General features: G+C 65.4%; 16 protein-coding genes and 1 tRNA gene. 10 read left to right on the top strand and 7 right to left on the bottom strand.

The genetic code is table 11. The features are described 5' to 3' along the window. Nucleotides 1–6 precede the first annotated feature (6 nt). Entirely contained in the window at nucleotides 7–1,299 is a 1,293-nt protein-coding gene (locus ACAG25_RS13920; protein WP_370489051.1) for an NtaA/DmoA family FMN-dependent monooxygenase, read from the top strand. Here the strand turns inward: ACAG25_RS13920 and ACAG25_RS13915 are convergent. Continuing rightward, a complete protein-coding gene (locus tag ACAG25_RS13915) occupies nucleotides 1,296–1,877 on the bottom strand; it encodes a TetR-like C-terminal domain-containing protein (protein WP_370489050.1) in 582 nt (193 codons plus the stop codon). The genes ACAG25_RS13920 and ACAG25_RS13915 overlap by 4 nt on opposite strands. A gap of 50 nt (nucleotides 1,878–1,927) precedes the next feature. Between ACAG25_RS13915 and ACAG25_RS13910 the strand changes: the two genes are divergently transcribed. The 5 genes from ACAG25_RS13910 to ACAG25_RS13890 all read left to right on the top strand — a co-directional run bounded on the left by ACAG25_RS13910 (nucleotide 1,928) and on the right by ACAG25_RS13890 (nucleotide 9,962). Further along, complete coding sequence (locus tag ACAG25_RS13910; protein ID WP_370489049.1) at nucleotides 1,928–3,043, top strand: hypothetical protein; 1,116 nt, start codon at nucleotides 1,928–1,930, stop codon at nucleotides 3,041–3,043. A gap of 2 nt (nucleotides 3,044–3,045) precedes the next feature. Beyond that, entirely contained in the window at nucleotides 3,046–5,418 is a 2,373-nt protein-coding gene (locus ACAG25_RS13905; protein ID WP_370489048.1) for a PEP/pyruvate-binding domain-containing protein, read from the top strand. A 54-nt stretch (nucleotides 5,419–5,472) separates the two neighbouring features. Then, nucleotides 5,473–7,155, top strand: a complete 1,683-nt coding sequence (locus tag ACAG25_RS13900; protein WP_370489047.1) for a sulfatase-like hydrolase/transferase — start codon at nucleotides 5,473–5,475, stop codon at nucleotides 7,153–7,155. Nucleotides 7,156–7,852: 697 nt separating this feature from the next. Continuing rightward, nucleotides 7,853–8,944: an IS110 family transposase gene (locus ACAG25_RS13895; RefSeq protein ID WP_370489046.1), complete on the top strand. Its 1,092-nt coding sequence runs from the start codon at nucleotides 7,853–7,855 to the stop codon at nucleotides 8,942–8,944. A 445-nt stretch (nucleotides 8,945–9,389) separates the two neighbouring features. Then, nucleotides 9,390–9,962 (top strand): TetR/AcrR family transcriptional regulator, encoded by a 573-nt coding sequence (locus ACAG25_RS13890; protein WP_370489045.1) that lies wholly within the window; start codon nucleotides 9,390–9,392, stop codon nucleotides 9,960–9,962. Here ACAG25_RS13890 and ACAG25_RS13885 read toward each other — a convergent pair. Then, nucleotides 9,946–10,599 (bottom strand): TetR/AcrR family transcriptional regulator, encoded by a 654-nt coding sequence (locus ACAG25_RS13885; protein WP_370489044.1) that lies wholly within the window; start codon nucleotides 10,597–10,599, stop codon nucleotides 9,946–9,948. The genes ACAG25_RS13890 and ACAG25_RS13885 overlap by 17 nt on opposite strands. A 107-nt stretch (nucleotides 10,600–10,706) precedes the next feature. On the opposite strand from ACAG25_RS13885, the gene ACAG25_RS13880 reads away from it, so the two are divergent. Genes ACAG25_RS13880 through ACAG25_RS13870 form a run of 3 tightly spaced genes read left to right on the top strand, consistent with a single transcriptional unit; the run spans nucleotide 10,707 to nucleotide 14,144 of the window. Then, the gene (locus tag ACAG25_RS13880) at nucleotides 10,707–11,906 is read left to right on the top strand and encodes an SRPBCC family protein (RefSeq protein ID WP_370489043.1); all 1,200 of its coding nucleotides are present in this window, start codon (nucleotides 10,707–10,709) and stop codon (nucleotides 11,904–11,906) included. Next, nucleotides 11,903–13,048, top strand: a complete 1,146-nt coding sequence (locus tag ACAG25_RS13875) for a hypothetical protein (RefSeq protein WP_370489042.1) — start codon at nucleotides 11,903–11,905, stop codon at nucleotides 13,046–13,048. The genes ACAG25_RS13880 and ACAG25_RS13875 overlap by 4 nt, the downstream gene beginning before the upstream one ends. 34 nt (nucleotides 13,049–13,082) lie before the next feature. Further along, nucleotides 13,083–14,144: an NAD-dependent epimerase/dehydratase family protein gene (locus tag ACAG25_RS13870; protein WP_370489041.1), complete on the top strand. Its 1,062-nt coding sequence runs from the start codon at nucleotides 13,083–13,085 to the stop codon at nucleotides 14,142–14,144. Nucleotides 14,145–14,151: 7 nt separating this feature from the next. Here the strand turns inward: ACAG25_RS13870 and ACAG25_RS13865 are convergent, their stop codons facing one another. After that, on the bottom strand, nucleotides 14,152–15,156 hold the full coding sequence (locus tag ACAG25_RS13865) for a GGDEF domain-containing protein (RefSeq protein WP_370489040.1): 1,005 nt from the start codon (nucleotides 15,154–15,156) through the stop codon (nucleotides 14,152–14,154). A gap of 353 nt (nucleotides 15,157–15,509) precedes the next feature. Between ACAG25_RS13865 and ACAG25_RS13860 the strand changes: the two genes are divergently transcribed. Continuing rightward, on the top strand, nucleotides 15,510–16,139 hold the full coding sequence (locus ACAG25_RS13860; protein ID WP_370489039.1) for a TetR/AcrR family transcriptional regulator: 630 nt from the start codon (nucleotides 15,510–15,512) through the stop codon (nucleotides 16,137–16,139). A gap of 219 nt (nucleotides 16,140–16,358) precedes the next feature. Here ACAG25_RS13860 and ACAG25_RS13855 read toward each other — a convergent pair. The 4 genes from ACAG25_RS13855 to ACAG25_RS13840 all read right to left on the bottom strand — a co-directional run bounded on the left by ACAG25_RS13855 (nucleotide 16,359) and on the right by ACAG25_RS13840 (nucleotide 19,664). Continuing rightward, nucleotides 16,359–17,524 (bottom strand): IS3 family transposase gene (locus tag ACAG25_RS13855; protein WP_370489038.1). Its coding sequence is split into 2 segments (ribosomal slippage): nucleotides 16,359–17,237 and nucleotides 17,240–17,524, totalling 1,164 coding nucleotides; the frame shifts between segments, so codons are not numbered across the junction. 40 nt (nucleotides 17,525–17,564) lie between these two features. Beyond that, nucleotides 17,565–17,759, bottom strand: a complete 195-nt coding sequence (locus tag ACAG25_RS13850; RefSeq protein ID WP_370489037.1) for a hypothetical protein — start codon at nucleotides 17,757–17,759, stop codon at nucleotides 17,565–17,567. Between the two features lie 280 nt (nucleotides 17,760–18,039). Continuing rightward, nucleotides 18,040–18,116: transfer RNA gene (locus ACAG25_RS13845), tRNA-Met, on the bottom strand. A 168-nt stretch (nucleotides 18,117–18,284) separates the two neighbouring features. Continuing rightward, entirely contained in the window at nucleotides 18,285–19,664 is a 1,380-nt protein-coding gene (locus ACAG25_RS13840) for an FAD-binding oxidoreductase (protein ID WP_370489036.1), read from the bottom strand. Nucleotides 19,665–19,769 lie beyond the last annotated feature (105 nt).

Here is a 19,769-nt window from a genome sequence, read left to right as displayed (position 1 = left end):
AAACACATGTCGCGTCATCTCCACCTGAACCTGGTCGCCAACGACATCAACCTGCACCAGGGCGCCTACGGCTACGAGAAGGCCCATGGCATCGCCGATCGCAGCACTTTCGAGCGGCTACTCGAGTACGGCCGGTTCGGCGACGAGGGACTGTTCACCGCGCTGTTCGTCGGTGACATTCCCGGCATGCAGGGCTCCCCCGCGTTCGACGGCGGGCCGGCCGAGCCGATCACCGCGCTGACCGCGATCGCGCAACACACCAGACATGTGGGGCTGATCGCCACGGCCTCGACGACGTTCTACGACCCGTACAACCTGGCGCGCTTGTTGGCCTCATTGGACCAGGCCTCCGACGGCCGCGCCGGCTACAACGCCGTCACGTCGGTGATCGACGACTTCGCACTCAATTACAGCCTGCAGCAACATCTCAGCCGCGAGGAGCGTTACCAGCGGGCCGACGAGTTCCTCGACGTCTTGCGCGGGCTGTGGGACAACCGGGCGATGCGTCCCGACGCCGACGGACGGATGCGGTTCCACGCCGACCCGATCAATCACCGCGGCAACCTCTTTCAGGTCACCGGCCCGCTCAACGTCGCGCCCAGTCGGCAGGGCCGGCCGCTGATCGCGCAGGCGGGTGGGTCCGGTGCGGGTATCAAGGTTGCGGCCAAGCACGCCGAGATGGTGTTCACGAACTCCTCGACGCGAGACAGCGCGGCGGAGTACCGCCAGACGCTGGACAAGGCGCTCGTCGAGGAGGGCCGCGAGCCCGGGTCCGTCCCGGCGATTCCCGGCCTGATCCCGTACGTGGCCCTGACGAAGGCCGAAGCCGAAGAGCGGCTACGCGAGTTGGACAGCTACGTCGACTGGGCACCGATCGCCCCATTCGCCCTGGGGCAGTTCGGGATCCAGGTTCCCCTCGACGACATCGATGCGCCCTTCCCGGTGGCGGCGCTGCCGGTTCCCGCCGACGTCGAGAAGACCATCAAGAGCACCTTCGGCAACTACGTCGGCCTGTACCACTGGATCCAGGCGCGTCCCGGCGTCACCGTCCGCGAAGTTGTCGCCCAGGCAGTCGGCCGCGGCGGTGCCACGCACCGCAAGTTCGTCGGCTCCTACGACGACCTCGTCGAGGACTTCGCGACCTGGCACGCCGACGGCAACGTCGGCGGCTTCAACCTCATGTTCTCCGCTGGGGCGCAATCCATCCGGGAGTTCATCGACGAGGTGGTGCCCCGATTGATCGACCGCGGCATCTACCGCAGCACACCGGACGACCGGCCGCTACGCGAACGGTTCTAGCCAGGCCAGCGCTCGGTGATCATCTCGGTCATCTCCTCCACCCACGCGTCGTCGAGCGCGGCGTCGCGCCGCAGCAGGATGCGGAAGATGGCGCTGCCGGCGACGACCTCGGCCAGCATGGGCAGCGCGTCGTCGCCGCGACGCCCCTGACCGAAGCGGGTTTCGAAGTCGGCGAGGTTCCCCCCGAGACGGGCGATCATCGTCGCGTGCAGTTCGGGGTCGGCGACGGTATCAGCGATCAGGCCCGGAAGGGCCACCCGCACTTCCGGTTTGTCGAACATGACACGGATGGTTTCGACCAGCGCCCTGATGTCGTCGCGGATGTCGCCGGTGTCGTCGGGCACGGGAATCGCCTGGTCGGGCAGCACCGCCTCGTGAACCAGATGAACCTTCCCGGACCACCGCCGGTAGATGGCGGCGGTGGTGGTTCCGGCGCGCGCGGCGATGGCCGACAGCGACAGCCCGGAATAGCCGGTCTGCAAGATCAATTCGCGGGTGGCGGCGATGATCGCGGCGTCGATCCGGCCGTCGCGGGGTCGCCCCGGCGCCTTGCCATCCCCACGCTGATCTGCTGTCATATCCTCAGTGTAATTTCGATGCAGATCGCATCGTAACTGATGGAGACCGTGTGAACCTCAGCCCGCTCGACGAGTACCCGATCCATCAGGTGCCCGCACCGATCGCCTCACCGGCGACCTCAGACCGCAATTTCTACGATCGGTCCTACCTCAACGTGCTCGATCGTGACGGCCGCTTCATGGCGCTGACCGGCATCGGCTACTACCCGCGCCTGGGCGTCAAGGATGCTTACTTCCTGGTCCGACGTGGTGACACGCAGACCGCGGTACACCTGAGCGACGCGATCGACGATGACCGACTGCACCAACACGTCGGCTCCTACCGTCTGGACGTGGTCGAACCGCTGCAGGAACTGCACCTGACGCTGTCCGACACGGAGGGGATTTCAGCGGACCTGCGGTGGCGCGGCCTGTTTCCCGCGGCGCTCGAACGTCCGCACGAGATGTTCACCGAACGTCGGGTGACGTTGCAGGCGTGTCGCTTTGCGCAAGTCGGTAGTTGGGAAGGGTGGATCGACGTCGACGGCGACCGGATGATCGTCGACCACAGCACCAGTGTCGGCGCCCGAGACCGGTCCTGGGGGATCCGGCCCATCGGCGACCCCGAGCCTGCCGGACGTCCCGACGGCGCGTTCAACGGTATGTGGTGGCTCTACCTGCCCCTGGCGTTCGACGACTTCCAGCTGTTCCTGATCCTCCAGGAAGACGCCGACGGCCACCGCAGCCTCTACGACTGCACCCGTCGTTGGCGCGACGGCCGTGTCGAACAACTCGACGGCGTGCGCGCCACCATCCACTACACCCCGGGAACACGCATCCCGCACAGCGCCCACGTCGAGTTCATGAACCGCGCCGGCGACCGGATTCAGCTCGATGTGCAGTCGAAACTGTTCGCCCCCATCGCCTTCGGGTCCGGGTACGGTGGCGACTCGACCTGGGCGCACGGCACCTGGAAGGGCGGGCCGTTCACTGAGCGGGTCAGCTTCGACCTCACCGACCCCGAGGTGATGGCCCGCGCACCGTTCAGCCTGATCGATCATGTCGGGGCGGCGGTCTGCGCCGAACCCGACGGCCAGATCCGGCACGGCGCCGGCTTGTTCGAACACGGTGTCATCGGGCCGCACCACCCGTCCGGGTTCTCCGACTGGACCGACGGAGCCAGCTAGGAATGGCGCCCACGACAGTGGATTTCCGCCACGTCACCGACGCCCGCTTCGGCGGCAAGGCTGCCGGGCTGGCCGAACTGCACCGACTGGGGCTGCCCGTTCCGGCCGGGTTCGTGATCGCCGACGCGTCAGCACCGGGATCCATCGATGCGGCGACCGCGGCGTTCAACCGCATGCGTGCTGACGGCGTGACGGCGGTGGCGGTGCGGTCCTCGGCCGTGGGCGAAGACGGCGACGACCAGTCCTTCGCCGGACAGTACGACACGGTGCTCGGTGTGGACACCGAGGAGGCTTTCATCGCGGCGGTGCGCCGTTGTGTGGACTCAACAGACTCCGCGCGCGCCGCGGCCTACGGAGGACCATCCCCGGCCGTCATGCACGTCGTCGTCCAGCAGATGGTCGACGCACGCGCGGCCGGCGTCGTGTTCACCGCCGACCCGACCAGCGGTCGGCGCGACCTGATGGTGATCGACGCAGTGGCGGGTCTCGGTGAGTCACTGGTCGACGGGTCGTCGTCTCCCGACCACATCGTGCTCGACACCGACGGCGCAGTAGTCGTGCACGAGGTCGCAGTCGAACCGGTCGTGACCGCCGAAGAGGTGGCTGCCATCCGGGCCGGCGCCGTGCGCGCCGAAAAGCACTGGGGCAAAACGCTGGACCTCGAGTGGGCCATCGACCGGTCGGGTCGTCTGTGGTGGTTGCAGGCACGACCCATCACCACGCTGCCCGGCGACCTCAACGAAATGGACTCGCCGGTAGCCGGGCCCGACCACGTCTACACGAGGTGCAACATCGGCGAGATGATGCCCGGGGCCTTCTGTCCGCTGACCGCGTCGGTGTCGGCTTACGCGATCGACTACGCGATGCAGATGACGCAGGTGGTCGCGCGGGCGCAACCGCGCTACGAGACACCGTGGCTACAGGTCGGCTACTTCTACGGCCACATGTTCCTGAACCTGACCGAGGGCACGGCCCTGAGTTCCGGGATTCTGGGCAACTCACGTGAGCAGTTCTCGATGTCCATCTGTGGGCGGGTGGTCGACGAGCTGGAAGCCAAACCGCCGCAACCGTTTCACCGGAAGCTCGTCAACACGGTCCGGCTCACTTCTCACGCGTTGTCGGCGGGGCCGGCGATCCGTCGGTTGGAGTCGCAGATTCGTGGCTTCGCTGTGCCGACGAGCCGTGATGCACGAGTAGTGCTGCAGCAGTTGGAGTCCGGCGTCGACTTGTACTGTCATGTGACGTTGACCCACGTGAGGTCCTCGTCGCGTGCGGCGGTGGCTGCCAACATCCTGGAGAGTGTCCTGGTGCGTCAGGCCGTCAGGGACGGCCGCAGCGAGGAGGAAGGCCAAGCCGAGGCGACGCGGTTGATGGCCGGCGCGACCGACGTCGAGAGCGCGATGATGCTCGAGCAGTTACAGGGGGTGGTGCACACCATAGGCGTCGACCCCGTTGCTGCTCAACGATTTCTGTCCACCGCTGCGGAGGATGCGGTGATCGCCTTGCGCGGTGAGGACAGTGCCGCGGGAGCGGCGTTACGCGAGTTTCTGGATCGGCATGGCCACCGGGGTTACAGGGAGCTGTGCATGCGGGACCCGTCATGGGCCGAGGATCCTGCCGGGCTGGGCGCCATGATGCAGGTCATGCTCCGCTCGGACCCGACGGATCGGAGTCCCGCACCGACGCCGGTGCAGGCACCGTCGTCACGCGCCATCCGAGTGCTCGCCCACCTCGCCCAGGGCGGTGCCCGGGGACGCGAGGAGACGAAGTCGAAGATGGCGATGATGGCGCACGTGCTCAAGCGGGGCTACCGCCATCTCGGCGAGGTGCTGGCAGCGTCGGGCCGGCTCCCGGACGCCGACCTCGTGTTCTTCTTCGACCGCAGCGAGTTGCCCCGCCTGGTCGGCGACGACGACGTCACCGACCTCGTGCAGCAGGCGGTGCAGCGCCGGGCGGCGCTGCCGTTTCAGGATGCTCTCGAGTTCGAGGATGTGTCGGTCGGCAAGCCGAGACCCATCGTCACTCCCCCGCCGGTCACGTCAGCGGGTGACCAGGTCGTCGGCCGACCTGCCAGCCGCGGCACGGTGGAAGGGACTGTGCGCGTGGCGAAGTCGATTGTCGATGCGCGGTCGGTGCAGCCCGGGGAGATCCTGGTCGCGCCGGTCACCGACGTCGGCTGGACACCGTACTTCACCGTGATCGCGGCGCTGGTCACCGACATCGGCAGCTCGGTGTCCCACGGCGCGGTGGTTGCCCGCGAGTACGGGCTACCGTGCGTGGTCAACACGCTCGTCGGCACCCAGGTGCTCAAGACCGGCGATCGCGTGCGCGTCGACGGCGACCGAGGCGTGGTGACGCGGCTCGACGAGCCCTGAAGCGCCCACCGCTGACGGCCGGGTGAGCGACAATGGTGATCCGGGGGTGAGAAGATGACCGACAACCCTGGGACGCCGACTGACCGACGCCCCAACATTCTCGTGCTGTGCATGGATCAGTGGGACGTCCACATGGACCTGCCGCCGGAAGTCGACCTGCCCTCGATTCAGCGGCTCACTGCCGCCGGGGTGAGTCTTCGCGGCCAGTACTGCACCGTCCCGCAGTGCACGCCGTCGCGGGCGGCGATGTGGACCGGGCAGCATGCCAAGAACATAGGCCTGTGGGACAACACGAATTTCGCCTGGATCGACGTGCTGGATACCGATGTCCCGACCGTCGGCACGATGCTGCGCGAGCAGGGTTACTACACCGCCTTCAAGGGCAAGTGGCACCTGTCCCACCCGGAACGCTCCGCCGATGCGTTGGAGCACTACGGGTTCTCGGATTATCAGAGTTGGGGCGACGCCTGGGGAGCACCGCTGCACGGCGAACAGCTCGACGGCGCCGTCGCGTTTCAGACCGTCGACTGGCTGCGCCATAAGCGCCCGAAGGACCGGCCCTGGTTGCTGATCTCCTCGATGGTCAACCCGCACGACATCATGTTCCTGCGCGCCGGTGAAGACGAGCAGGCACACGAAAATGCAACGATGGCACCTTTGACCCACCCCGCCCAAGACTTGGGGTTCTTCCGTGACTTCGATGTCGAGCTCCCGAGCAACTTCCACGACGACCTCGACGCCCAGCCCTATGGTGTGCGGTCTTACAAGCGCAACATCGAGTGGAACTACGGCCGGATCCCGGAGAACCGTGAAGACCTCTGGAAGGTCCGCCGCAACTACCTCATCAACTGTTTGCGGCTGGTGGACAGGCAATTTCGGAAGATTCTCGATGAGCTCGACCGGCAGGACCTGTGGGGCGACACGGTGGTCGTCCTCACGTCGGATCACGGCGAGATGAACGGTGCGCATCAGATGGCGCAGAAGGGCGCGATCCCTTTTCAAGAGGCGTCGGTGGTGAACATGACGGTCGTCACGCCGCACGGGCCCAGCGGAGTCGAATCCGATGCCGTCGGATCCCATCTCGACCTCGCGACCACGTTTCTGTCGTGGGCGGGGTTGGACGACAACGAGATTCGCCGACGGTACCCGGTGCTGAAGGGGCGCAACCTGCGACACCTGTTCGAGGCACCTCAGCAATCGCCGCCGCTCCGCGGGTCGGCCTCCGAGCCCGGTGACGGCGCCCTGATCTGTTGGGACGGGCTCAACATGCTCGACCCGGAGTGGGCGATCCAGGGCGCTCTCGGTGAACTCGCTCAGCTGGGCGACGGACCGGAAAAGACACTCGAGGACTGCCGGGCCGTCGGCAGTGTGTACGGCGCGCCGGACATGACCAAGCGCACGTTTTTTCGAGCCGTGTCCGACGGTCGACACAAACTGGTGCGCTGGTTTTCGCCCACGGAGTACCAGACCCCTCGCACGGTCGAGGAATTGCATGCCAGCTCCGACGTGGCCCTCTACGACCTGCGCCACGACCCGGGTGAGACCAGGAACATCGGGGACCCGTCGCACCCTGACTACGACGAGAAACTGGTCGCGGACATGCTGAACAAGCTCGTCAGCCTCATCGACACCGAATTGGGCGAGGACGAGCCGCCGTTCGACCTCAACCTCTTCGGTACCCGCGAGGTCCGTTACCGGCCCGGTGACGAGAGCGCAGCGCGTATCTCTGCTATCTGACAGTTCGGGAGAGGGACTGCGCCGCTGTAATAGACACACATGCGAAACGGCCCCCGGACCGAAGTCCGAGGGCCATTCCACTTAGTAGCGGGGACAGGATTCGAACCTGCGACCTCTGGGTTATGAGCCGGCCGGTTACGTTCTCGCGCTTCTACCTACGTCGCTAACGTGCAGGTCGTCTCCGATCTCGCGTCTCGCATGTCACGCTGTGTCGAAGCAGTCGGATCCGTTGCGCAGGGTTTCGTTCACAAATTCGTTCACATCGATCGCGGCTGCCCAAACCTGCGAGCCCTTGACACCACGGAGCCAAAGGGGCGTGCATAGGCATCCCCAACCGTCCCCGCACACCTCCGTATCCACCTGTTTCGAGATGCTCGACGTAGCCGGACATCCAATCCGTCTGGTACTCCGACTCAGCGGCTAAGTTGCCTACCCGTTCCCGAGACATTTCCAGCGGCCTTTACGAGCTTCCCGTTCAGGTCCGACGGCAGCGGGTCCGTGTTCGTCCTGACACGAAGAGATAACTGTCGACCCGAACAGAGTATCGAGATCGACGTGTCGATGCCGCAGACTAGACGGTATGGGTGACCGCTGGCGTTGAGCTGGGGGTTGCGGGCCGGGGCCTCACACACAAAAACTCGTGGGTTACCGAGCAGAAGTCCCTGCCCGGCCTATCCGACATTTGTGGGAGGCCCCGGTGTTTATAGAGCGTACGAGCGTAGGGCTCGATGTGCACGCACGATCGGTTGCAGCAGCGGCGATCGATAGCGTCACAGGAGAGGTGATCCAGGCCAAGCTGACCCCGGATTACGGCGATATCCGCGGTTGGCTGGATCGGCTGGCCGGTCCGGTGGCGGTCGCCTATGAGGCCGGCCCGACCGGGTTCGGGTTGTACCGGCATCTGAAGGCCACAGGTGTGCGCTGCGAGGTGGTCGCGCCAAGCAAACTGCAGCGCCCCGCTGGTGATCGGGTCAAGACCGACGCCAAAGACGCGGTGCATCTCGCGCGACTGTTGCGCCTCGATGAGATCACCTCGGTGGCGATCCCCACCGTCGAGCAGGAAGCCGCCCGGGATCTGGTCAGAGCCAGAGAAGACTGCCGCGGTGATCTGATGCGGGCGCGGCATCGCCTCTCCAAGCTGCTGCTGCGCCACGGCGTCGTCTACTACGCAGGTGCGGCCTGGACCGGTGCCCACGATCAGTGGCTGCGCACGGTCGCAGCACCACAGCTGACGGTGCCGGCAACGCAGAGGGCGTTCGACGCCGACTACGACCACGTGTTGACGATGAAGGCCCGCCGACGCCGGCTCGATACCGCGATCGAGGAAATGGCCGCAGACAGTGAGTTCACTCCGGTCGTGCGCAGAGTGTCGTGTCTTCGAGGTGTGAGCACCCTGACCGGGTTCGCCCTGGCGGTGGAGATCGGTGATTGGAGCAGGTTCACCGGCAGCACAATTGGGTCCTTTGTCGGTTTGGTCCCCAGCGAGTACTCCTCGGGCGCTTCTCGGGCGCAGGGCCCGATCACCAGAACCGGCAACACCCATGTCCGCCGTTTGCTCGTCGAATCAGCCTGGCATCACCGGCCCCGGTATCGCGTTGGCGCGGTGATGCGATCGCGGTGGGACCGAGCCCCAGCCGCCGCGCGAGCCCGTGGAGAGCAGGGCAACCGCCGCCTTCACAACCGGTGGGTGGGCTTCCTGGAGCGACGCAAGCGGCCGGTGGTGGCTAACGTTGCGATCGCCCGTGAACTCGCTGGCTGGTGCTGGTCTTTGGCGGTCATGGACGACTGATCACCCTGTGAGGCCGTTTCCTCACCGAGGCCGGTGGTGGCAGCGCGTGGATCGACCCGCGACACTTCTATGAGCAGGCCTTCAGGTCGACGCTCGATCCTAGACAAGCGGATGCGATCCAGCCGAAACCCCGTCCTGCGGTAGCCAATCCGCGTATATCAGTCTGACCGCGCGTCGCCAACGACACGCTCACCACACAGGCTCGACGAGGAAGCAAGGAGGCGCCGTCGGGGTAACCCCCCGGCGGCGCCTCACCTTGCCCTCTTGACAAATTTCCCTACATATCAGATGTACTGGGTCATGAGGTTGGTTGCAGTCGGCTGACGGGTGGTAGGCTCCCGAGTGCGCTGTGACGGCGTTGAGTGTTGTAGTACTCGAGCATAAATCCTCCTGGTTATCGACGCAGCCTAACAAACGAACTCGTTCGTCTGTTTATGATCGGGACGTGAGAAACAAGGCCGAGCTACGCGATGACATATTGACCGCCGCCCGCGACGAGTTCGCGCAGCACGGTCTGGCCGGAGCCCGCATTGACCGGATAGCCCGCTCTGCGCAGGCCAGCAAGGAACGTTTGTATGCGCACTTCGGCGACAAATCGGCGCTGTTTCGCGAGGTGGTGATGGCAGATGCACAGGACTTCGTTCGCTCGATGGGACCCCGAATGGACGATGTGGGCGAGTTTGTCGGAACGGTCTACGACATTGCCCGTACACAGCCCGAGCGGATCCGGATGATCATGTGGGGTCAGCTGGAGAATGCCGCAGTCGAGGCGCCGCCGGCCGACGGCCACATTCCCGCGCACTTGCTGGCTGCACTAACTCGTGCCCAGGCCGGAGGCCGTGTCGATCCGTCCTGGGATCCCCTGGATCTCGCAGTGATGTTGTTCGGAATCGCGCTGGCCTGGGCGCATTGGCCAGATCCGTCGATCGTCACCGATGACGAACAAACACATCGGCGCCGACGCGCCGCAGCCGTTGACGCGGCCCTGCGCGTGGCTGCGTCTAACCCACCGGGCTGACGACATCCACCGGGTGCAGAGCGGTGATGGCCGGCGCTATCCAACGATGCAGGTAGTTTCGCAACTCCCCGGGTGAGCGCTGTGGTTCGCCCGGGTCTGCCAGCAATGACTGCACCAGGCGCAGCATCAGCTCCACAAGTTCGTCGATCTCCTCGGGCGACCACCCGCGTGCCGTCCAGTCAACATCGAACTGGCCGACGATGGTGCGGCCCGCGCTCAGCGCCGCCGATGATGTGACAACCTGCAGGCTCTCGCCGCGACCGCCCATTGCGAACAGCAGGCCGAAACGCCGATGCGCGCGCAGCCGCTCGGTGGTCAGCGCTATCGCCTCGATGCTCGCCTCGGCCGGGTCGCTGATGCCGGCGAGGCCGTCGGCGAGGCCGTCGAGGAACTGTTGGGTGGCTCGCTCTGCGGTGGCTCGCACCATGGCCTGGGCATCGGGGAAATAGCGGTAGACGGTGGTACGAGCGATGCCCAGACTCTTGGCGACCTGCAGGATGCTGATATCGGTGACGCCACCGTCGATCAGTTCAGCCGCGGCGGTAATGATCCGCTCCGCGGCCTCGTTGTCATCGGCCGGCGTGTAACCGGACCATCCGTGTGTGCGCACCACATCGCTTTCGGTCGAATTCGGCAAGCTTTGTAAACCGTACGCCGCAGACGGCATCCAAGTGGCTGGACATTGAGAGCTATGAGTGTATCGTCGTTGTGGCGAACCGCACAGCCTGCTCGAAAGGAATGCCGATGACCGAGGTGGTTTCGCGACCGCACGACACGGGTCAGCCCACGACCCCGACCCCGCTCGGCCCCGAACTGACTCGCCGCGGCCTCCAGCTCGCACTGGACAAGACGACCGATATGGCGCCGAGCACACTACGGGTCCCGCTCAACTACTACAGCGATGACAAGCTCGCCGAGGTGGAGCAGTCGATGATCCTGCGGCGCACACCGCTGCCGGTACTGGCCTCGGCGCAGGTTCCCAACCCCAACGACTACGTCGTGCGGTCGGTGCTCGACGACTCGCTGCTGATCACCCGCGACAGCCAGGGCAAGACTCACGTCCTGCTCAACTACTGCCGACACCGCGGAGCTATGCCCGCCTGTGGCGCGGGGAGCGCACGCCGCTTCACCTGCCCCTACCACGCGTGGGTGTATGACAACACCGGCAAGCTGAGGGGTCTGCCGGGCAAGTCGGGTTTCGACGATATCGACCGCGATCAGTACGGGCTGGTCGAGCTGCCGAGTGAGGAGCGCCACGGATTCATCTGGGCCGTACTCACCGCGGACGTCGAGTTGAATCTCGACACCCACCTTGGTTCGCTCAATGATGAACTGGCGCAATGGAATTACCAGGACTACCAGTATCACGGAGAGCAGTCGCTGGACTCCACGGTCAGCTGGAAGGGCGCACTGGAGGCGTTCGCCGAGGGCTACCACTTCCCGTTCGTGCACGGTAAGAGCGTCATCGGGATGAATACGCTCGCCAATACCCACGTCTACGACGAGTTCGGTGATCATCACCGGATCGGCTTCCCGTTCAACTGGATCACCGAGCTCGACGGCACCGAACCGGACGACAAGTGGGACCCCAAGCAGCAGATGGGTGTCATCTACTGGATCTATCCCAACCTCATCCTGGCCAACAGCATGGTCGGTGTCGAGGTGATCGACATCCTGCCGGGTAAGTCCGCCACAGACTGCACGGTGCGCCACAGTTGGATGGCGCGCTACCCGGCCACCACACCCGAGCAGACCGAGCTCTATGACGGGATTTTCGCCCAGGTGCACGCGGCGGTGCGGGATGAGGACTTCCTGATGCTGCCGCAGTGCGGCGAGGGCGTTCGTCGCGGCCAGCATGACCATATGATCATCGGGCGCAACGAAATTGCAGTCCAGCACATGGTCCGTGTGATGGCCGGCCGACTCGGTGTATCCCTGGGGTGAACTTCGACTGGGTCGGGTTGCAGACCTTCATGGTCGCCCAGTTGATCGGCGCGGTCCAGCACGTGGCGGCCCACCATCCACGGGACCACATCTACGCGGCATCCGTCACCGATATCTATGCGGAACGCATGCTGGTGCTCTGGCCGTCGATCTGCGTGTCCAGTGTGGAATCGCTTCCCCCGCAGCATGGGACACACGATCCCCGTTGGGATCCGGCGGAATGGCGCTGGCAATTCGACGCCTCCCCCGAGGGCGACGAATGGGCCGGCCGTGTCACGGCATACGCGGGCTCGAAGGGACAGGACTGGGATGACGTCGTCGCGCAGTTCCTCGACGCCATCGCCTCGGCGTGTGCCCGGGCCACCAGCGCTCTGCTCGCCGATCCACCGGGCGCTCTCGAGGACGGCTTCGTCATCGTCCCGATCAACGGCAATCCCGAACTGATCGAACGCTCCTTGGACGCAGCGCAACTGCAGCACTGTTTCCCCGTGCTCTCCCGGCGCCGCACCGAAATCCTCCGGCTTCACCGGCTACCACCCGGAGACCGGGTCGACGAGCTGGTGGCCACCCTGCGGGACTCTCCGGTCCACGGCGAAGGTTTCGTGCTGGCGGCGGAACTGTCGACCGAGATCGGCGCCGATGCCGCCGATGCCCTGGCCGTTCACGTGCATGCGGAATCACGAAACCCGACAGCTGATTTCGGCCGGCTCCTCGGTATGCTCGCAGTGATCGAGGATATCGGGCAGCCCACGACAACCGTCACCGATCGGCTCGTCGCCGTGCTGTCCGACCCGCAGGTCGACACGGTACTGCGGGCCGCGGCCGGTGAAACGCTGGCATGGCTCGGCCGGCTCGCCGAGATCGCCAAACACCTCGACGGCCTCCCTGGAGAGCTCGCGCTGAACTGCGCGGCCCGGCCCTATATCGGTGACCGCAAGAATGGCGCCCTGGACTACGGACCATGGGAAACCGTGCTGGAGCTGCACCCCGATTTCGATGGGCAGCTGTTCGGCCGGTTGTCGCCCAACGTCATGTTCGAGATCAACGCTGCCGACCTGACCACCGCGATGGATGCACTGTCCTCACCGTGGCGCGTCATCCGACGGCATGCCGCGATCGTCATACTCTCGACACACCTGTGAACGCGAGCACCCCAGCCCAGAGGATGCACACCACATGAGCACTACAGACCATGTCCTGGTCACCGGCGGGTTCGGGCTGGTGGGAACCGCGACCGTGGAGAAACTCGTCGCGGATGGGCGCAGGGTCACCGTCACCGACCTGGACACCCCCGCGAACCGAGAGGCTGCGGCCAGCCTGACCGGAGCCGACGTCCGGTGGTGTGATCTCACCGACCCGAAAGCGCTTGCGGCACTGCTGGAGGCGGTGGTCCCGACCGCAGTCATCCACCTTGCCGCCGTCATCCCGCCCTTCTGTTACTCGCGGCCCGCACTGGCACGCAAGGTGAATGTGGGAGCCACCCAGTCGCTCACGACGGCGGCCGCCCAAATGGCGATTCCGCCCCGGCTGGTCGTGGCATCCTCCATTGCGACCTACGGCCCGCGAAATCCCCACCGGGTCAACGACATATTGACTGCGGAAACGGCACAGCAGCCTGCGGACAATTACGGCACACATAAAGTCGAAGCCGAACGCATCGTGCGCGACAGCGGCTTGGAATGGGTCATCCCGCGGCTCGGTGGGGTGCTCACCACCCGTCCGCGCCTGACGATGCACCTTGACATGATCTATTTCGAGGGACTGTTGCCCACCGATGGACGGATTCAGACTGTGGACGTACGGGACGTCGCTCACGCCTTCGTCGCCGCCACCACCGCCGACGTCGTCGGCGAGGTGTTGCTCATCGGCGGTGACACCAGCCACCGCCTGACACAGGGCGATATCGCCGGTGCGACTGCAGCGGCGGTGGGACTGGTGCGCGGCCTTCCACCGGGCCGTCCCGGCGATCCCGACAGTGCCGATGGATGGTTCGCCACGGATTGGATGGATACCGCGCGGGCGCAGGAGGCATTGGCCTTCCAACATCACTCGTGGCCGGCGATGCTGTCGCAGACTCGGAGGAACGCCGGAGTCCGGTGGTATGCGCTGAGGCTCGCAGCGCCGCTCGTGCGGGTGCTGCTGAAACGCCGCTCGGCCTACTATCGGAAACCTGGTCGCTTCGCCGATCCGTGGCAGGCGATCCGCGAACGCTGGGGTGATCCGCGCCGCGAATCATGAACCGGCGTTACAGATCATGTGATCGAGCCCGGTTGCCCCCGTCGCGTTTAGCCGCGTACATCGCAGTATCGGCAGCCGCGACCAGGTCACCCACGATCGCCGCGGTGTCCCCGTCTGAATCGAGGCGAGCCGACGCGACGCCGATGCTCGCAGATGACGTCAGCGGAAGGTTGGCGATCTCGGAACACAACTGCGCGGCAAGGGCGGCGGCATCCTGGGTACCGAAGATCGCGATCACGAACTCCTCACCACCGGCCCGCGAGAGAATTGCGTCAACCGGGCAGTGCCGGAACAACAACGAGGCCACCGCCGTGAGCACCCGATCGCCGGCGTCATGACCGTGGGTGTCGTTGAGCAGCTTGAATTGGTCGAGGTCGACCATCAGAATCGACAGGCTTCGGCAGGCGTCGCGGTCTCTGCCGAGCTGGTGTTGCACAGCCTCGTTGAACCCCCGCCGGTTGAGTAGCCCCGTCAGCGGATCCTGGTTCGAACGTGTCGCATAGGTGCTCATAGCCAGCGACATACCGCGTACCGCGGCGGGCAGGACCGAGTTCAACATGCACATGATCCAAAACACGCTGGCAGCCACGCCAGCAGTGTGCTGTTCCAGCATCCGCACCGCGACCATTGCGGCGACGCACACTGACGCCAGAATATTGGCCGCCAGCAATCTCGCGCAATGGAAGAACGCGACGTAGCAGCTCGTCATCACCGCGGCGGTCCCCACCATTGCCGAGACCGTGACGTCGGGTGCCAAGGCGGCCCATCCAGCGGTACACGCCATACCGGCAAGTACAGCGCCATGGGATTGCTGCCGCGTAGGCCACTTTGTCAGCCAGAACCACGTCAGCGCCACGCAGAACAGGGCGCTGACGACGCCCGCGGCCGCAAGACTGAACGACGGATTGGTGCCGAGCAAAAGAACAGTGGCCAGGCCCGACATCGCACAGACCGCAGCCATTACCGCACGTGTGGGCCGGACGAAACTGTTGGCCACCAAGAACGCTGACATCGAGTCGAAGCGACTCGATTCAGCGCACCTCGGTACGGAGTTCATCGTGTGAGTGGCCTCCTGGCCGTGCGTAGCAACGATCGCCTCACTACCGTACGGCGCCACGCGCCCCAACTTGCACAAGATGCGTCAGCGTAAATCATCCGGTGTTCCAGTTCGCGCACGGTTCTTGTCATCGGAGGAGTAACTGTTGCCTCACCACACGATCTCCGGACAGATACGGGTCGATCTGATCTCATGCCATCCAGCGAATGTTTGCCCACGCCAGATTAGTCAATTAATCTGGTACGTACCACAACGTATGCGTCGAGCCCAGCGGACGGAACCCCCGATTGCCCCTCTCTCCGGACTCGATGCGTATCAACATCTTCGGATCCCTGCCGCCGACCTACACGGGAAGTGGCGACGTTGCCGCGACTGACGAGAAACTCGCGGGCTGCCGTCACCGAATTCTCGACGCGGCGGTGAAGATTGCCACCGAGGGCGGCTATCACGCAGTCGTCATTGACCAGGTTGCCCGCCGAGCCGAGGTTCCGCGCACAACGGTTGAACTCCTGTTCCCGTCCCCGGTCCACATTCTGGTTTCCGCGCTCAGCGCAGAACTTCATATATTCGACGATCGGCTCCAGTCGGCGCTGGGCACGGTGGGTGATCCGTTCGGCAGGCTGCGTGTGGCGCTGTCCAAGCTCATCGGCGCAATGGAGTCATCCGGCCACATTACGGAGGCAATGACACATGCTTATGCTGCATCGCATGCCGTCGCCACCGAGGGGGCTCAGACTGTGCGAGACCAGACCAGTGTCAGTTGGGCCGACGTGATGGGTGCCGGGAGGCCCACCGACGAACACCGTCAGGTAGCCGAGGTGATGGCCGACATCTGGACCGCGGAAGTGGTTGCCCTGGTGCAGGACCGCATCTCGCTCGATGATCTGCGCCGGCAGTGTTCCGAGGCAATCGATCTCATGGCCAGCCGTCGGCACTGACGGCCGGCCGCTCTCGGTTCGACGCTTCCCGGGTTCGAGACTTCTCGGCGTGGCCTTCGATACGGCACTGCGTCACGATCGCGCGTATCGGCCAGTGCGAACGCCGACACATCGGGCGGTACTACGAGGCCGGGTCATCACGGGCGGAGAACGACTTTGACGCAGTCGTCGGTCCGAGCGGCAACAGGGGTCTGCTGCACGAACAGGTGACAGTTTCGGTCACGCGGCCTGACTGGCCGGTGTGGTCATGATTGCTTCGAATTCAATCGGGGTCAACCGCCCGAGACCGGACTGTCGGCGGCGCCGATGGTAGGTGCGTTCGATCCAGGTGAAGATGGCGACGCGCAGCTGCTCGCGGGTGTCCCAACGGCGGCGGTCGAGCACGTTTTTCTGCAGCAGGCTGAAGAAGCTCTCCATGGCGGCGTTATCGCCGGCCGCGCCGACGCGGCCCATAGAGCCGACCATCTCATGCTGGTTTAGTGCATGCACGAATCTCCTTGACCTGAACTGAGATCCACGATCCGAGTGCAGAATGCATCCGGCGACATCCCCGCGTCGGGCTACCGCGCTGTGCAGTGCCCTGGTGGCCAGCCGGGACTTCATCCGGGAGTCGATGCTGTAGCCGACGATCCGGTTGGAGAACACATCCTTGATCGCACACAGATACAGCTTCCCTTCGCCAGTGCTGTGCTCAGTGATATCGCTGAGCCACAGCTGATTTGGCGCCCCGGCGGTGAAATCGCGGCCGACCAGATCGTCGTGCACCGCCGGCCCGACTTTGCCGTTCTTCCCGCGTTTGCGCTTGCCGAACACGCTCCACAGTCGATTCTGCGAGCAGATTCGCCATCCTGTGCGCTCGGCCATCGGCTGCCCGGCGTCGCGGGCTTCTTCGACCAGATAGCGGTACCCGAACTCGGGATCCTCGTGGTGAGCGTCGAACAGGGCGTTGGCGCGGTAGGCCTCGACGAGTTCGGCGTCGGTGACAGGCTGGGCCAGCCAGCGGTAATACGGTTGGCGGGCGAGCTTGAGTACCCGGCACGTCACCGCCACGGGGATCCCGTCGGCGGCGAGCTCTTTCACGAGCGGGTAGAGCCATTTCCCGGCAGATTGGCCTGCGACAGATACGCCGCCGCCCGGCGCAACACCTCGTTCTCTTGCTCAAGCAGTTTGATCCGCCGCCGCGCTTCGCGCAGCTCACCGGACTCGCCGGTGCTCTTGCCGGGCCTGGCGCCTTCGTCGATGTCGGCCTGACGCATCCACTTGTGCAGCGTCATCGGGTGCACACCGAAATCGTTGGCGATCTGCTCGATCGTCACACCGTCGTCGCGGTTGCGGGCGACCCGCACGACATCGTCGCGGAACTCGCGGGGGTAGGGCCTGGGCACAAGGACATCCTTCCAGCCTGCCCACGCCGGGCAAGCCAACTCAGATGTCACCTGTTCGTGCAGCAGACCCTTCATCACGCAACGACGACTCTGCGGCAGCCCTTGCTGCACTATCCACTTCGCCGGCATCGAAGTCGCTCAGCAGCGATCTCCAAGCGCCATCGGTAAAGGCGCCGATCACCTCCAGCCCGTTGGACGACGTTTCGCCCTCAGGTGCTGCGCTCTCGCTTGTCACGTGGCCCCCTCCCGCTGAGCACGCTGCAACCGATCGGCTTCCCCGCCCAGCGAAGAACAGCATCTCAAGGTCAACAAAGACCCGCGGCGGAAGTATCGAACTCGGACAGGAATCGCTCTTACAACCAGCGCCGCATCACACGCGGGCCGCTTCACACTGATCGCTATGCGCGAGCGACGCTTCAACTCCCTCGCGAATCATAGCCTGTCTAATGTTCCCAAAAGTGTTCCCAAATGGCATGAAAACGGCCCCCGGAGTGTCCTCCGAGGGCCGTTTTACCTGGTAGCGGGGACAGGATTCGAACCTGCGACCTCTGGGTTATGAGCCCAGCGAGCTACCGAGCTGCTCCACCCCGCGACGGGCAGACGCAAGGTTACCCAACGGTTGCGAACGGTCCAAATCGGCAGTTCAAGCGCGCTCGTTCGCCGCGAGCGCGCGCGAATTCAGGTCAGGTCGCGGCGTGTCGGGCAGCAGACGCGCGAGCTCGCCGAAACAAGGCAACCGGACCCGAACGGGAAATGACGGCTAGGTGCGGAGGGGCTGGCCGGTGGCCAGCACGCGGGCGGGGTCGTAGCGCTCGGCCAGCGCGGCCAGCCGGTGCAGTGTGTCGGCGTCGTAGACCCGCGCCGGGCGGGCCGGATCGTCCGACGGCGCGAAGTTGGGCATCTGTCCCCAACTGGCCCAGGGCGCGACGGCTGAGGTCACTGCGCGGGCGTGCTCGACGACCACATCGGCATCAGGCATCGGCACCCCGACGACCGCCAGCGAGAACGCCGCGTCGCGGTGACAGAACGCTCCGGGATGCCTCGATTGCCGTGCCAGCGCGCCACCGAGTGCCCTCAGTTCGACGATCACCTGCGGCGAGCCCGATCCCGGTCCGGCGACAGCCAGCAGCGCATCAACCGCTTCGGCCGGCAAGTCGGTCAGCAGAGCCTGATCCTCGTGGATCGGCATCGGATCGACCGGGTCGGCGTGCACCGCGCCGATCGCGGCATACGGCAGCACACCGACGGCGTCCAGAATCGGCGTTGCGACCTCACGCACCGGCGCCAAGAGCCGCTCGGCTTCGCCGAAGTCCCCGACCGCGGCGTAGCGCACGGCCACCGTCATGCGACCCGCCAACGGTTCGGGCACGCCCGGCAGCGGCGGCAACTGCTGGACGGCGATCGACGTGCTCACCGTCTCGGGCAGATCGGTGTGCCACCGCGCCCACGCGTGCAGCACCGCTGCGACGTCCGCACCATCGAAATACACAGCCCCGCCGTAGAACTCAGGAATCGGCAGCAGCTCCATCTCGACCGCGGTGACGATGCCCAGCATCGCCTTGCCGCCGCACAGGCCCCAGAACAGGTCGGCGTTCTCCGTGGGGGTGGCACGCACCAACTGCCCTTGACCGGTAACCACGTCGAAGGCACGCACGTAATCCGACGACAATCCGAAAGTCCGGACCAGCGGCCCGATCCCGCCGCCCGTCAGGTAGCCCACCGCCCCGACACCGGGCGCCGAACCGCACAGCGGCGCAAGCCCGTACGGCGCAGCGGCATCGACCACGTCCTGCCACCGGGCACCCGCGCCGATCCGCGCAGTCGAGTTCACCGCATCGACCTCGACGTGCTTCATCGCTGCGGTCACCACCAGGATCGTGTCGGCATCGACACCGACCGCGCCGTGCCCGGTCGCCTGGACGGCCACGGTGAACCCGTGCGCTGCCGCGAAGCGGACGGTGCCGGCGACGTCCTCGGCGGTGGTCGCCAGGACCACAGCGCCCGGCGTCACAGCGGCCGCCACGTTCCACGGCACACCGCGTTCGTAGCCCGGTTCGCCGGGCAGCGCCACGTGCGTGGCGACCTGGTCGCAGAGAGCGCGTAGGGCATCGTCGCGCGTCAGGTCGGCCGGAATCGTCATCGGGGTCCTTTCTCCCACGTCTTGCGTTGGAGAAAAGCATCACCGACCATCACCGGCGACGGGTTGAAAACGCGCCTCGAGAAACGTCCGAGTGCTCAAGATCAC

It is taken from the genome of Mycobacterium sp. pV006 (assembly GCF_041287115.1).
Classification (GTDB): Bacteria; Actinomycetota; Actinomycetes; order Mycobacteriales; family Mycobacteriaceae; genus Mycobacterium.
The sequence above is the reverse complement of the archived record's forward strand: the minus strand, read 5'-3'. Positions and strand labels throughout refer to the sequence as shown.